The 13592-nt window shown below is 74.1% G+C and carries 14 protein-coding genes; 8 read left to right on the top strand and 6 right to left on the bottom strand.

Translation table 11 applies throughout. The features are described 5' to 3' along the window. Positions 1–32: 32 nt before the first annotated feature. The gene (gene wrbA / locus GQS52_RS26615) at positions 33–653 is read right to left on the bottom strand and encodes an NAD(P)H:quinone oxidoreductase (RefSeq protein ID WP_182316750.1); all 621 of its coding nucleotides are present in this window, start codon (positions 651–653) and stop codon (positions 33–35) included. Positions 654–889: 236 nt separating this feature from the next. Here wrbA and GQS52_RS26610 point away from each other — a divergent pair, with 236 nt between their 5' ends. Then, positions 890–1651 carry a pirin-like bicupin family protein gene (locus GQS52_RS26610; protein ID WP_182316084.1) on the top strand — a complete coding sequence of 254 codons (762 nt, stop codon included), beginning with the start codon at positions 890–892 and terminating at the stop codon, positions 1649–1651. Between the two features lie 278 nt (positions 1652–1929). Here GQS52_RS26610 and GQS52_RS26605 read toward each other — a convergent pair whose 3' ends face one another. Further along, a complete protein-coding gene (locus GQS52_RS26605; RefSeq protein WP_182316083.1) occupies positions 1930–3003 on the bottom strand; it encodes a ferritin family protein in 1074 nt (357 codons plus the stop codon). 387 nt (positions 3004–3390) lie between these two features. On the opposite strand from GQS52_RS26605, the gene GQS52_RS26600 reads away from it, so the two are divergent. Further along, positions 3391–3843, top strand: coding sequence for a DUF2267 domain-containing protein (locus tag GQS52_RS26600; protein WP_182316082.1), 453 nt, complete (start codon positions 3391–3393; stop codon positions 3841–3843). Positions 3844–4074: 231 nt separating this feature from the next. Here the strand turns inward: GQS52_RS26600 and GQS52_RS26595 are convergent, their stop codons facing one another. After that, positions 4075–4437, bottom strand: coding sequence for a hypothetical protein (locus tag GQS52_RS26595; RefSeq protein WP_182316081.1), 363 nt, complete (start codon positions 4435–4437; stop codon positions 4075–4077). A gap of 327 nt (positions 4438–4764) precedes the next feature. Here GQS52_RS26595 and GQS52_RS26590 point away from each other — a divergent pair, with 327 nt between their 5' ends. Beyond that, positions 4765–5055: a hypothetical protein gene (locus GQS52_RS26590; protein ID WP_182316080.1), complete on the top strand. Its 291-nt coding sequence runs from the start codon at positions 4765–4767 to the stop codon at positions 5053–5055. 12 nt (positions 5056–5067) lie between these two features. On the opposite strand, the gene GQS52_RS26585 is transcribed toward GQS52_RS26590, so the two are convergent. Continuing rightward, positions 5068–6579 carry a serine hydrolase domain-containing protein gene (locus GQS52_RS26585; RefSeq protein ID WP_346268266.1) on the bottom strand — a complete coding sequence of 504 codons (1512 nt, stop codon included), beginning with the start codon at positions 6577–6579 and terminating at the stop codon, positions 5068–5070. Positions 6580–6748: 169 nt separating this feature from the next. Here GQS52_RS26585 and GQS52_RS26580 point away from each other — a divergent pair, with 169 nt between their 5' ends. Beyond that, the gene (locus GQS52_RS26580; protein ID WP_182316078.1) at positions 6749–7969 is read left to right on the top strand and encodes a sensor histidine kinase; all 1221 of its coding nucleotides are present in this window, start codon (positions 6749–6751) and stop codon (positions 7967–7969) included. Continuing rightward, positions 7960–8607, top strand: a complete 648-nt coding sequence (locus GQS52_RS26575) for a response regulator transcription factor (protein WP_182316077.1) — start codon at positions 7960–7962, stop codon at positions 8605–8607. Before GQS52_RS26580 ends, GQS52_RS26575 begins: the two co-directional genes overlap by 10 nt. A gap of 37 nt (positions 8608–8644) precedes the next feature. Here GQS52_RS26575 and GQS52_RS26570 read toward each other — a convergent pair whose 3' ends face one another. Further along, the gene (locus GQS52_RS26570; protein ID WP_182316076.1) at positions 8645–8929 is read right to left on the bottom strand and encodes a ribosomal protein L7/L12; all 285 of its coding nucleotides are present in this window, start codon (positions 8927–8929) and stop codon (positions 8645–8647) included. A 145-nt stretch (positions 8930–9074) separates the two neighbouring features. Between GQS52_RS26570 and GQS52_RS26565 the strand changes: the two genes are divergently transcribed. The 3 genes from GQS52_RS26565 (at position 9075) to GQS52_RS26555 (ending at position 11882) form a co-directional block, all read left to right on the top strand. Further along, a complete protein-coding gene (locus GQS52_RS26565) occupies positions 9075–10274 on the top strand; it encodes an NUDIX hydrolase (RefSeq protein ID WP_259371003.1) in 1200 nt (399 codons plus the stop codon). A gap of 448 nt (positions 10275–10722) precedes the next feature. Beyond that, a complete protein-coding gene (locus GQS52_RS26560; RefSeq protein WP_259371210.1) occupies positions 10723–11238 on the top strand; it encodes a DoxX family membrane protein in 516 nt (171 codons plus the stop codon). A 344-nt stretch (positions 11239–11582) separates the two neighbouring features. Further along, positions 11583–11882, top strand: coding sequence for a DUF2087 domain-containing protein (locus GQS52_RS26555; RefSeq protein WP_182316074.1), 300 nt, complete (start codon positions 11583–11585; stop codon positions 11880–11882). Positions 11883–11940: 58 nt separating this feature from the next. Here GQS52_RS26555 and GQS52_RS26550 read toward each other — a convergent pair whose 3' ends face one another. Next, entirely contained in the window at positions 11941–13281 is a 1341-nt protein-coding gene (locus tag GQS52_RS26550; protein ID WP_259371002.1) for a YncE family protein, read from the bottom strand. Positions 13282–13592 lie beyond the last annotated feature (311 nt).

Genomic DNA, 13592 nt, shown 5'->3' with positions numbered 1-13592 from the left:
CCCGGGGCCCGTGCTTCCGTGCCGGGTGCGGCTCAGGCGGCGGCGAGGCCGGCCTTGAGGGCGGAGGCGATCTTCACGACGCGCTCGGCCTGGACGCGGGCGGCGGCGCGGGTGGTGTCGTCGACGGGATTGTTGCCCTGGGCGTCGACGTGGGAGGTGCCGTAGGGGTTGCCGTCGGCGAACTTGGCGGGGTCGGTGTAGCCGGGGGCGACGACGATGCCGCCGAAGTGGTGGAAGGAGTTGTACAGGGCGAGCAGGGTGGACTCCTGGCCGCCGTGGGTGGTGGCGGAGGAGGTGAAGCCGCTGTAGACCTTGTCGGCCAGCTTGCCCTGGGCCCACAGGCCGCCGAGGGTGTCGATGAACTGCTTCAGCTGGGAGGCGATGTTGCCGAAGCGGGTGGGCGAGCCGAAGACCACGGCGTCGGCCCACTCGATGTCGGCCGGGGTGGCGTGGGGGACGTCGGCGGTGGCGGCGGCGTTGGCGGCCCAGGCGGGGTTGGAGTCGATCGCGGCCTGCGGGGCCAGTTCGGCGGCCTTGAGCAGGCGGACCTCGGCACCGGCCTTCTCCGCGTACTGGGCGATCTCCCGGGCGACCTCGGCGATCGTACCGGTGGAGGAGTAGTAGACGACGGCGACCTTGGTCGGGGTGCTCACAGCGGGGTTCTCCGTTCCGTGGGGGGTGTTCGTGCGGTTGCGGCTAAAGATGCCCATGACAGATTTCGTCCTTGCGCTCCGCGCCCGTCGACCGGGCACTGGTTCAACCTTAAACCATTTTCGAGGCGATCGGACCGCCCGGACGAGCAGGGAATGATTCGGCCCGGCTTTTTGTATAATATTCAACTACAAGCGCGGTCCGGCAGCCCGGCCGCACGGACGACAAGGACTCCCCCATGGTCTCCATCCTCGACATCCGCCGCGCGGACGAGCGCTTCCACACCCGCGCCGGCTGGCTCGACTCCCGTCACTCCTTCTCCTTCTCCCGCCACTGGGACCCGAAGAACACCCACTTCGGACTGCTGCTGGTCTCCAACGACGACGTCGTCGCGCCCGGCACCGGCTTCGAGACCCACCCCCACCGGGACATGGAGATCATCACCTGGGTCCTCGACGGCGGCCTCGTCCACCAGGACTCCGAGGGCCACAACGGGGTGATCTACCCCGGCCTCGCCCAGCGGATGAGCGCAGGCACCGGCATCCTCCACAGTGAGAAGAACGACTCGTGGACCCTCACCGGCGAGCCCGCGCACCAGGACCCCGTCCACTTCGTCCAGATGTGGACCATTCCCGACGAGGCCGGTATCCGCCCCGGCTACGAGCAGCTCGACATCAACGACGAACTCGCCCGCGGCGGCTGGACCACCCTCGCCTCCGGCATGCCCAGGCACAGCGACCGGCGCGCGATCGGCATCCGGCAGAAGCACGCCGCCCTGCACGTCGCCCGCATCCGTCCCGCCGAGACCCTGGAGCTGGCCGCCGCCCCCTTCGTCCACCTCTTCGTCGCCCGCGGCACCGCCGAGCTCGAGGGCGCAGGCCCGCTGGCCACCGGCGACGCCGTCCGCATCACCGCCTCCGACGGCCGGCGCATCACCGGCGGCCCCGACGGCGCCGAGGTGCTGATGTGGGAGATGCACGCCGCCGTCTCCACGGGCTGACAGCCCGCCCGCGGGGCCGGTGACCGCAGGACGAAGCCCCGGGGCACCGGCCCCGGGGCTTCGTCGAAAACGTCTGTCGGCGCGCCGGGGCACTCCCCGGCGTCGCCCTCACGGCAGCGCGCTTCGTGCCGGGGGCGCCGGCAGAGGCGCGCTCGTGTCCGCGCGGGCTTCTCCCCGGTTGGGCAATACCGTCGGGAGGACGGTCCGGCCCCGGTACCGGCGGGGCCGGACCGTCCTGTCCGGCAGAGCGGGCCGGCTAAGCGGGCCGGCAGGGCGGGTCAGCCGCGGTTGCTCAGTGCCTTCTCGAAGGCGGCGGCGTGCTTGGTCTCGTCGGCCGCGGCTTCGGCGAAGACCTCGGCCGCCCGGGACTCGCCGGCGGCGCGGGCGCGCTCGGCGAAGGCCGGGTACACCACCTTCGACTCGTAGCGCTCACCGCCGACGGCGGCGCGCAGGTTGTCCTCGGTGGTGCCGACCAGACCGGCCATGCGGGCCAGGCGGGCGAAGTGGTCGTTGAACTCGACCTCGGCCAGACCGTTGAGCATGGCGGCCAGCTTGGGGTGTCCGTGGTTCTTGGCGTGCTCGGCGAACAGCAGGAGAGCCGCGTGGGAGTGCGCCTCGTCGTGCAGGGCGGCGTGCAGGCGGAGCAGGGTGTGCGGGGAGGTGACCTGGGGCAGGCCGGCGACGACGGCCTCGTGCCGGACGGCCGGCAGCGCGGGAACGTCGACGTCCTTGCCCTCGGCGACGGCCTTCAGGGCGGCCACCACGGCCTTGCGGTGGGCCTCCTTGTTGCGGGCGATCTCGGCGAACAGCTCGGCGGCGGGGTTGTCGCCGTCGCGACGGGCCTCGTCGGCGAAGACGAGGTAGTCCTCGATCATGCGGTCCTGATCGTTGAGGACCCGGCGCAGGTTGGCCTCCCCGCCTCCGACCAGGGCGACCAGGGCGGCCTGCTTGGCGAAGTGGTCGCCCAGTTCCTCGCGGGAGGTGTCGGCGAACAGCTCCGCCGTGCGCGGCAGGTTCTCCCGGGCGGCCTGCAGGCTGAAGAGTTGGTACGAGGCGTGGGCGAAGGCCTCACCGCGCATCGCGGTCCTGAGGTCGGCCACAGTGCGCCGGGCGGCGGCCGGCGTGAGGTCCGACTCCATCCCTCCCAGCACGTCGGGCCCCGCGAGCGCCCCGGGCGCCATGGGCGTGAGCTGACCGTCCGCCGCACCGGCGCCGGGCAGGACCGGGGAGGCGTCCGCGTGGACGCCACCGGTGGTGGAGGGAGAGGCGAGGACGGCGGGCAGGGTGCCGCCGGCCACCGCGGCCGAGGCGAGAGTGAGCACCGCGAGCGCGCGGACAGGACGGATGGACATCTTGAGCTTCCTTTCACGGCGCTGTGGAAGCGCCGGAGCCGTGTGCCCCCGCCCGCACTCTCACCCCGATCCGGGAAGTCATACGGCGACACGCATACAGTCCTGCGGAGGAGTGACAACGATGCGGCCGTATGCCGCACAGTTGCAGGTCGGATACGTGGCGTGACCCGCGTTCCTCCGCGGTGCGCCGGACGGCGGGCCGCCTCCGGGCCGCCCCGGCCGGCCCCGTGTCCGTCAGGTTTCGGCGCGGGCGGTACGGCAAGCCGCCTGTTCGAAGGCGCCGGCACGGCAGGAGGCCCCCCCCGGCCGCGGGCCGCGCTCGCGACCGCGGACGTACGGCGGCCGGAGGGCCGTCACGACCTGCCGGTACACGGAAAGCGACAGACCATGAACATCGACGAATTCCTGGGACTGGTGCAGGCACGGGCCGCGCTCCCCGACCGGGGCGCGGCCGAACGCGCGGTGCGGGCCACCTTGGAGACGGTGGCCGAGCGGGTACCGGACGGCCTGGCCGAGCACATCGCGGCGCAGCTGCCGCACGAGGTCGGGGAGCACCTGCGCCGAGTGGTCGCCGCGCACGCCCCCGGGGCCGAGCAGCGCGGGAGCGGGGAGAAGTTCGACCTGACGTCCTTCGCCGCCCGGATCTCCTGGCGCGGCGGTGTCGCCGAGGACGCCGCGCTGCGGGAGGCGAGCGCGGTCTTCGAGGTACTCGACGCCGCGCTCTCCCCCGGGCTGATGGACAAGCTCAGCCACGACCTCCCGCACGACATCCGCGAGCTGCTGCCCACCGAGCGGGCCGGCGTCCCCCGTCCTGAACGGGGAGAGCCCGAAGGAGGCTAGGACGTTCCTCCCGGGCCGGGCTACCGGCCGGACCCGGCCGGACGAGGGCGCCCGCCCGTCCGGGGACGGACGGGCGGGCGCGGACGGCAGGGCGGGCGCGGCCGGGGGCGGGCCGGCGGGCGGCCGGGGGCGGCGCGGGGGCGCCGCGCGACGGCGCCGCGGGGCGCCCGGCCGGGGCACAGCGGTGCTCCCCGCCCCCGCAGAGCGGGGGCGGGGAGCACCGGCCGGTCGTCAGATCCAGCAGTTGGCCCGGTACCCCACACGGAAGCCCGCGTTGTACCCGGCGACGAATCCCCTCTCGTACAGGTTGGTCCGGGACGTTTCCGTCCTGAACAGGCCGTAGACGGGAGACCCGTCCTTGCGGCAGTTGTCCGCGGCGTCCGCGAGGCCGAACGCGAAGCCGTCCCGATAGCCCTGACGGTATTCGCGAGGCACGGACGTGCTCTGCGTGGCTGCCTGGGACGTCTCTGTGCTGGTGGCGGCCGAGGCCTGGGAGGCGACGGCCGGGGAGATCGCCAGCGCGCCGGCGAGCAGCGCGGGACCGAACGCCCTGAGCAGACGCCTGCTCCTGGGGGTACGCCGTTCAGCAGACATGGGTGCTGTTCCCTTCATCGAGAGAGTGGGGACGATGGGCCGTACGGCCCATCCCCACGCTTTCCACGTCTCATGGTGGGACTAGATTTGACGCCTCGCATGTCCGCGAGTCGGTCCGCCGTGTGCGTCGCACCTGTCGCACCTCCCCCTCTCGCACCCGTGCGAGTACTGGTACTGCCGGGTTCTGGCGCCTCGCCAGTTGCCTTGTTTTTCCGTACGAAAACGACGGACAGGGGCCGCAGCCGTGAACACCCGCAACCACGTCACCGCCGTGACGGGCCGGAGAGACCGGTTCGGCCCGCTCACCGGGCCGCCGGAGGCCGCCCGGTGAGCGGGGAGCAGCCGCCCCCGGAGGCCGGCCCCCTCGCGGAAACCACCGCCGGCGCCGCGGCCGACGCTGCCGCGGCCGACGCGGCGCGGGCCGCCGCCCGGGGGCGGGCCATGGACCGCCGGTCCTGGTACATGCCCCGGGAGGTCGCCGACGCCCTGGCGTCCGCCGTCGAGGAACTGCACTTCACCACCCGCCGGCCCAAGCACGTCATCATGACCGCCCTGGTGACCGTGGCCCTCGAGCACCTCGGGGACGTCCGCCGAAGGGTCGAGGAGGCGCACCACTGATCCCGGGCCCGCTCACCCCCGGGAACGGCCGCGGGGAGGGCGGGCGCGGCGGACACGGAACGCGGTGAGCGCCCGTGCGGTGATCACCGTGGTGGAGGCCAGCGCGGCGGTCGCCGAGCAGACGGCGAGGGCGGGCCAGGCGTGGGCGGCCTGCCAGAGGGTTCCGGCCCGGTTCATGAACAGGCCGAACACGTCGGCGAGGCAGACGAGCAGGAGAACGGGAAGGCCGTACGGCAGCATGCGCAGACCCGTCCTCCACGGCGGGCGGTGCGCGGTGAGCCCGGCCCAGCGGGGCGCCCGGACGGCGCCGAGCGCGCCGAGGGCGGCCGCCAGCAGGGTGAGGGCGGCGAGGACGTGGTCGGCCGTCATGGTGAACGGCCTGGTCACCGCGGGGTTCCCGCCCCGGGCGAGGTCGGCCAGGCCCCGGGCCAGGGCGGGGGCGTCGTCCCCGGAGACCATTCCCGTGTTGGTGACGACCGCGATGCCGAGCCCGCTGTCGGGCAGCAGTGTCGCAACGGCGTTGTGGGTCAGGAGCCAGCCGGTGTGCTCGATCCTCCGGGGCCGTTCCCCCGGCCCGCTCACCGCCCAGCCCATCGCGTAGCTGCCGCCCTCCGGCGGGGTGTGCATGGTCCTGATACTCAGGGCGGAGACGGCACGGCGACCGTCCGCGGAGACGCCGTGGTTGTTCTGCGCGACGAGCCACCGGGTCAGGTCGTCCGCCGTGGTGACGACCCCGAAGCTTCCGGCCGCGAACCAGCGGGGGTGGGGGCGTTCGACCGTCAGGCCGTAGGCGCGGACGTACCCCCGGGCCTGCTCGGGCATGTCGGTGGTGGAGCCGACCGACTCGGTGCCGGACATGCCCAGCGGGCGGAGGACGCGGGCGGACAGGTGCTCCGCGAAGGGCCGTCCGCCGACGACCTCCACCAGCCTGGCGGCGACGAAGTAGTTGGGGTTGTGGTAGTTCCACTCGCTTCCCGGGTCGGCCGCGAGCTCCGCCCGGCGCATGCCGGCCACCGCCTGCCGCAGGGTGCGCGGTTGCGGGAGCGTCAGGTCGGGGTGGGCGGAGTCCGCCATTCCCGACGTCTGGTTGAGCAGCTGCCGGACGGTGATCCTCCGGGCACGCCGGTCCGCCATGGTGAACTCGGGCAGGTAGTGCCGGACCGGCCGGTCCAGGTCGACCCTGCCCGCTTCGACCAGCTGCAGGACGGCCATCGCGGTCATGGCCTTGGAGAGCGAGGCGACCGGCACCGGCGTGTGCGCGGTCATGCGCTTCCCCGCCGCGGTGCGCCCGTACCCGGCCGCCCGGACGACCCGGTCGCCCCTGGTCACCGCGACCACGGCGCCGGGCAGGCCCGTCTCCTCCATGTAGTCCCTGACGTAGCGGTCGATCGAGTCGGCGTCCGGTGCGGCCGCGGGCGGGGCGGCGAGTGCCGTCGGGGGCAGCCACAACGCCGCCACGGCCCCCATCAGGGCGATCACCGTCCTGGCGGGCCGGCGGCGGGCGCCGCCGCGGGCCGGGGGCACGCGCCGGAGGACCCGTCGCACCGCAGGCCCGGTCGTTCTTGTGTCCGTGTGAATCCGCATGACCGGCATTCCACCCGGACACCGGTGGGCACCGCACCGGTGTGCGCAGGAGGAAAGAGGTAGTGCGCGCACTACCGACCGGAGGACGGCGGCCCGGTACGGTCGGCCCATGCCTTCCCGAACCGCCTGGCACGCCCTGGCACGGCATCCGTTGGGCTTCCTCGCTTCGCAGTGGCCCTGGCGCGCACTGGCCTACCTGCTGTCCGGGGTCGCTCTCGGCGCGGTCGCCGGCGTCGTCCTCCTGTTCCTGGCCGCGGCCGGACTGGTGTCCCTGGCCGTGGCCGTGGGGGCGGTTCCCCTCCTGGGCGTGGCCCTGTCCGGCGTCTTCGTCGCCCGGGTCGAACGCCGGCGGCTGCGGCTGGTGGACCTGGACCCCGCGCCGGATCCGCACCGGAGGCCCGGGCGGCCCGGCCTGCGGGGCTGGTTGGAGACCCGGCTGCGGGAGCCGGCGACCTGGCGGGAACTGGGCTTCACCGCGGTGTCGTTGAGCGCCCTGTGGTGGATGGACCTGCTCGTCCTCGGCTTCGCCCTGGTCCTCCCCGTGTTCCTCATGACGTCGCCGGCGGGCGACCCCGGCGCCTGGCCGTGGCTGGTCGTCGGCCTGTTCCTGCTGCCGGCCGCGCCGTACACCGTCACCGCCTGGGCCGGTGCCCGGGCCGCGCTGACCCGGTCGGCGCTCGCGCCGCGCGACGGCGAGCCGGGGGCCGAGCTGACCGAGGTGCGGGCTTCCCGGGCCCGCCTGGTGGACGCCTTCGACGCCGAGCGCAGGCGGATCGAGCGGGACCTGCACGACGGGGCGCAGCAGCGGCTGGTCTCGGTCAGCGTCATGCTCGGCATGGCCCTGCTGGACACGGATCCGGGCTCGCCGGCCGGCAGGCAGCTCGCCGCTGCCCGGGGGGAGGTCGCGCTGGCGGTGGACGAGTTGCGCGAACTGGCCCGCGGTGTGCATCCGAAGGCCCTCACCGACCACGGGCTGGCCGCGGCCGTCGGCAACCTCACCGCCCGGTCCGCCGTTCCGGTCACCGTCGACGTCCGCCTTCCGTACCGCCTGCCCGCGGCGGTGGAGAGCACGGCGTACTTCGTCGTCGCCGAGGCCCTGGCCAACGTCACCAGGCACAGCCGGGCGTCCCGGGCCGAGGTCGGTGCACGGCTGGAGACGGACCTCCTGGTGCTGACGGTCGGCGACGACGGTGCCGGCGGAGCGGACCCGGCCGGGGGCACCGGGCTGGTCGGGCTCGCCGACCGCGTCGCCGCCGCCGACGGCCGGCTGCGGCTGTCCAGCCCGGCGGGCGGCCCCACCCTGCTGCACGTGGAGATCCCGTGCCGCTGAACGTCGTGCTGGCCGAGGACTCGCCGCTGCTGCGGGACGGGCTGATCGGCGTGCTGACCCGCTTCGGCCACCGCGTGCCGGCCGCCGTCGGCGACGCCGGCGCGCTGGTCGCCGCTGTCCGCGAGCACTCCCCCGACATCGTCGTCACCGACGTGCGCATGCCCCCGGACAACAGCGACGACGGCCTCCGCGCCGCCATCGCCCTGCGCAGGGAACGTCCCGCCCTGCCCGTTCTGGTACTCAGCCAGTACATCGAGCAGTCCTACGCCGCGCACCTGCTCGACCTGGGCGGTGACAGCGGCATCGGCTACCTGCTCAAGGACCGTGTCGGCGACGTCGCCCGGTTCGTCGACGCGGTCGCCCGGGTGGCCGCGGGCGCGACGGTCATGGACCCGGAGGTGGTGCGCCAGCTGCTCCGCCGCCGGCACGACCCCCTGCAGCGGCTCACCCCGCGCGAGCGCGAGGTGCTCTCCCTCATGGCCGAGGGGCACTCCAACGCCTCGATCGCCCGCGAGCTCTTCGTCACCGAGGCGGCGGTCAACAAGCACGTCGGCGGCATCCTGCGGAAACTCGACCTGCACGTGGACGGCCGGGGGCACCGGAGGGTCCTCGCAGTCCTCGCCCACCTGCGCGCCTGACCACCCGGCGGAACCGGAGGGTCCCGGTGACACGGGGTCAGAGCACGGTCTCCATGCGGTCGACCGCGTCCTTGGCCTCCTTGAGGTCGGCGCCCGTGATCTCGCGGTAGGCCTTGACCGCCTGGATCTTCTTCCCCTCCCGCAGGAGCGCGCGGACCCGGTCCGGCGCCTCCTCGGTTCCGGCGACACCGAGGTGCTCCAGGAGCAGGTCGACCTTGCGTTCCGTCCGCGCCGCCCGGCGTTCGATGCGGCGGAGCTTGTGCTCGTAGCCCCCGACCACAAACGCGAGCAGAGTGATGGGGATGAGCAGCACGATGTCCATGACCGGCGATCCTAACGGGGCGAACTACCCTTTTTTCGAGGCGAGTTGATTTCCGGTCGGCCGCACCGGAGAGGAGTGGACACACCGCCCGCCCGGCCGCACGCCCCTGGAACACCGCCCGCCCGGCCTACCCGAGGAGGCCCTCTTGAGCACCGCCCGACCTGTCCCGTCCCCCGACGGCACGCCCGATCCGGCGACTGCCGCCCCCGTGCCGCCGCGCATGCCGAACCCGGAGTACGCCCGCTCCCGGCACGCGGTGTGGCTGAGCGCCGCAGCCCTGTTCACCGACCGGCTCGGCCGGGTACTGCTGGTCGAGCCGTCCTACCACCGCGACGGCCGCCGGCTCCTGCCCGGCGGGGGCGCCGAGCCCGGGGAGGGCCCGCGGCAGGCGTGCCGGCGGGAGGTGCGCGAAGAGCTGGGGCTGGACCGGGAGCCGGGCGCGCTGCTGGCGGTCAACTGGATCGGCCCCGGGCACGAGGCGGTCCCCGGGGACATGCCCTTCCCCGGCGAGGTCCGTTACGTCTTCGACGGCGGCGTCCTGGACGAGGAGGACACGGCGGCGATCCGGCTGCCGGGCGGCGAACTGAAGGGCTACTCCTTCCACGACTCGGCCGCGGTGGCCTCGTGCATGGTGCCGGTGGAGGCACGGACCGCGCTCGCCGCGCTGCGGGCCCGGCTCGGCGGCACCGGCACCGCGCACCTCGAGGACGGCCGGCACACGGGGCCCGTCCCCGCGCTGGACCGGCACGCCGTGCACACCCGGCCCCGGGCGGGGAGGACGTGGCCCTGGCACCCGGAGCCCGTGCCCGGCCGGCTGCGCGTCACGCAGGCCTGGGGCTGGCTGTTCGTCCCCGACGGCAGGGTGGTGCTGGTCGTCGACCCGGACGGGGCACTGGTCCAGCTGCCCGGCGGCACCGTGGAGGCCTACGACGCCGACCCGGAGGCCACCCTGCTCCGGGAAGTCGCCGAGGAGGCGCAACTGCGCATCGGCGCTCCCCTGCGCCTGGGATGGTCGTACGACGCGACGGGAGCCGTCCACGGCGGCACCGGCCCCTGCGCACGGCTGCGCCTGGCGGCCCCGGTCACCGCCGTCGGCCCGGCAGCGCCCGATCCGGCCACCGGCCGCACCTTCGCCCGGCTGCTGGCGACCCCCGCCCAGGCTGCGGATCTGCTGGGCTGGGGCGACCGGGGCCACCGGCAGGCCGAGCTGGCCGCCCGTACCGCGGCCGAGCGCTGGGGCATCCCCCCTGCTCCTCCCGTCCCCGTGACCGAGATCCCCGCCGGGGGCGGTCTGCCCGCCGGGGATTCCGGCCCCGGTCCGGCAGGCGGCGGGCTGCAGGGGTGAACCGTGCGCGGCGGCCCGTCGGCGCCTCATTGAGCCGAACGGGTGATTGCCGAGCGGCGGGCCGCAGTGTTCCCGAACCTGTGCCGGTCGGGCAGCCGGCACCTGCCGCGCGGCGGGCGCCGGCCCCGCGCAGGCCCGGTCCTTCACGCGGACGCGCCCTTCCCCGCGCGGCCGGCGGCCCACTCCCCCGCCGCCGGGGCCGCGAGCCTTCGGCGACCGGGCCGGGAAAGCGGTCCGGAAGCGCTCCGTACCCGGCGCAGGGGCGCCGCTTCCCGCTCGCGTCCGGCCACCGGGCGGTGCCTAATGGGCAGGGGCGCCACTTGCTGCCGAGAGAACGGCAGGTGAGGAGGGAAACCTCATGACCACCGAACAGGAACCCGGGACGCCCGGCCGCACGCAGGTGCCCGGACGGTGGGCGGCCGTCACGGCCTCCGAGCACGGCGCGGTCATGACCCCGGCGGCGGGCCGGACGATGGCCGTCCTGCGGCTGGCACTCGGCTTCGTCTTCCTCTGGGCCTTCCTGGACAAGACGTTCGGGTGGGGATACGCCACTCCCTCCGAGCGGGCCTGGGTCAGGGGAGGATCACCCACCGAGGGCTATCTCAGCAGCGTGTCCGTGGGGCCGATGCAGTCCGCCCTGCGCGGCTGGGCCGGGGCCGCCTGGGCCGACTGGCTGTTCATGCTCGGGCTGCTCGGGGTGGGCGTCGCCCTGGTCGCGGGGGTGGCCCTGCGGCTCGCCGCGGTCGCGGGCATCGTGATGCTGGCCCTGATGTGGGTGGCCGAGTGGCCGCCGGACCGGTACACGTCCGACGGGGCGCCGAGCATGTCGACCAATCCCCTCGTCGACTACCACGTGATCTACGCGCTGGTTCTCGTCGCTCTGGCGCTGACGTACTCCGGCAACGTCTGGGGCCTGGGCCGGACATGGGCCAAGCTGGTGCGGGGCAGGCGTTGGCTGCTGTGACGCCCTGCATCCGTTCTCGTGCACCGTCCCCCGTCCCCCGTCGACGAGGTGCGGTACCGGGCGGGGACGCGGTCTCCGGGGAAGCCCCCGGGGGGCGGCGCGTCCCGGAAGGTGGGAGGCGGGTGCCGCCGGACGGCCCGGGGTGAGTACCGTCCCGGCAGCTCCCGCCTCCCGGCACGGTGCGGCCGAGGAAGACGGTAGAGCAGGGGCTGCGGACAGCCCGGAACGGCGCGCCGCGGAACACCGGTCCGGCGCCCTGCCGGACGGCGCGGGCGCGTAGGGGCCGTCGCCCCGGCAGTGGAAATGCGTTGCACGGCGACCGGCCGGCCGGGAGACTCCCGTCCATGTCCGACGACGATTCCCGTGGTTCGCACGGGGTGACAGCCCTCTTCTCCCGGGGGCGTCCGACCACGATCCCGCGCAGGGCCGCGCGTCGTGAGCAGTTGCTCGTGCACCTGGCGGAGACGTTGTTCGAACGGGATCGCGCCTACAGCGAGCGCGAGGTCGACGAGGCGCTGCTCACCGTGCACGACGACTTCCCGGCGCTGCGCCGCCACCTGGTCGAGGCGGGGCTGCTGATCCGGACCAGGGACGGAAGCACCTACCGGCGTGCCGAACGACCGGACGGCCGAACGACCGGCTGACCGGGGTTCCGGAGCCCGACGGGGGCGGGGCCGCCCGGCTCCGGAGTCCGGGCCCCGGTCAGCCCGCGGCGGGCCCGGTCCAGCCGGCCGGCACGTGACCGATGCGCACGCGTTGCGGGTGGTCGCCGACCGGTACGGAGACGACCTTCCTCCCCGTCGCGAAGTCGATCGCGGTGACCTGGTCGGCGCCGCTCTCGGAGATCACGCAGGACCTGCCGTCACCGCTCACCGTCGCCCAGTACGGCTTGGACGCGGTCACCAGCGGCCCTTCCTGCAGGGTGTCGCGGTCCACGATCGTGGCGTAGTCGTCCATCGTTCCCGCGACGCACAGCTTGTCGCCGTCCGGGCTCGTCGACATGCCGTGGTGGCGCGAGTCGTTGACCCAGGTGGTGCGGTCCTCGCTGGTCGCGGGGTTCTTCGGGAGCGTCTTCGCGCGGGTGATCGTGTCGGAGGGCACGTCGTACTCGAGGAAGCCGTTGAAGAACGACACCTGGAAGTACAGTTTGGACTCGTCGGGGGTGAGGGCGACGGGCCGGACCGCGTCGGACAGGTCCTTGCGGCCGAAGGCGTCGAGCCGCTCGCGCATGTCGATGACCTTGACCTGCTCGAAGGTCTTCGCGTCGACCACGGTGATGCGGCGGTCGCCCTTCGTCCAGTCCATCGACGGGGCGTCGAGCGCGGTGTTGACCTCGCCGATCGACATGTTCCACAGGTACTTGCCGCCGTCGGTGAAGACGTTCTCGTGGGGCTTGTCCCCGGTCTTGAACGATCCCACCTGCTCGCCGGTGCCGATGTCGAGCACGTGCACGGTGTTCGACGTCGAGGCGGAGACGGCGACGCGGGTTCCGTCGGGGGAGACCGCCATGTGGTCGGAGCGGTAGCCCGAGACGGGAAAACGCCAGTTGATCCCCCCGGTGGCGAGGTCGATCGAGACGACGTCGGCGAAGCTCGGGCGGGAGACGACCACGGCCGATCCGTCCGGGGTGGAGTACATGTCGTCCACGAACTGGTCGTGGCCCTCTCCGGGGCCCTGGCGGATGCCGAGGAAGAAGGCGAGCCTGACCGGGTTGAGGTAGATCTCCTTCAGCCTGCGGTCCTTGTCCGGGATCACGTTGATGCGGCCGATCCGGGCGAAGTCGCCGGTGGATTCGATGACGTCGGCGGTGCCGTCCCAGTTGTTGCCGACGAACATCACCTCCCGCTGCCCGGCGGCCCCCGTGCTCGCCGGCGCCGCGGCCGGCGCGCCGGTGTCCGCCGTCGCGGCGGCCCCGGGGACGCCGGCCGCGGCGGTCAGGGCGAGGGCGGCCGCGAGGGAGCCGGCGGCCCGCAGGTACAGGGGATGCCGGCGGCCCCGCGCGGGCGCGGGCGGCCGGGCACGGCCGGTGCTGGGAACGGACATCCGTGTTCCTTCCGTGTGGACGGCCCGGTCGCCGGGGCGCACTGCCGCCGCCGCGGCGAGCCGTGCCGTTTTTGAGAGGATCATGACAAATCACGGTGCGGTGCGGCGCGCGCCCCGCGCCGACGGGACGGCCGGCACCCGCGGGACCGGGGCACGGCCGGTGGTGCGCCGGACCCGGCGTGCGGCGCGGGCCGAGCAGCCTTCGCCCCGAATCCGAAAACGCCCGCGCCCGGATCCGGCTACTAGAAAGTAACCAGTAGACGATCCGTCAACAAGGGTCCGGGCGGCAGAAGATGAACCGACGGCCGGTG

Origin of the sequence: Streptomyces sp. SCUT-3, from assembly GCF_014083985.1 — a bacterium.
Classification (GTDB): domain Bacteria; phylum Actinomycetota; class Actinomycetes; order Streptomycetales; family Streptomycetaceae; genus Streptomyces_H; species Streptomyces_H thermolineatus.
Note: the sequence above shows the minus strand (reverse complement) of the source record. Positions and strands in the feature narration are given on the sequence as shown.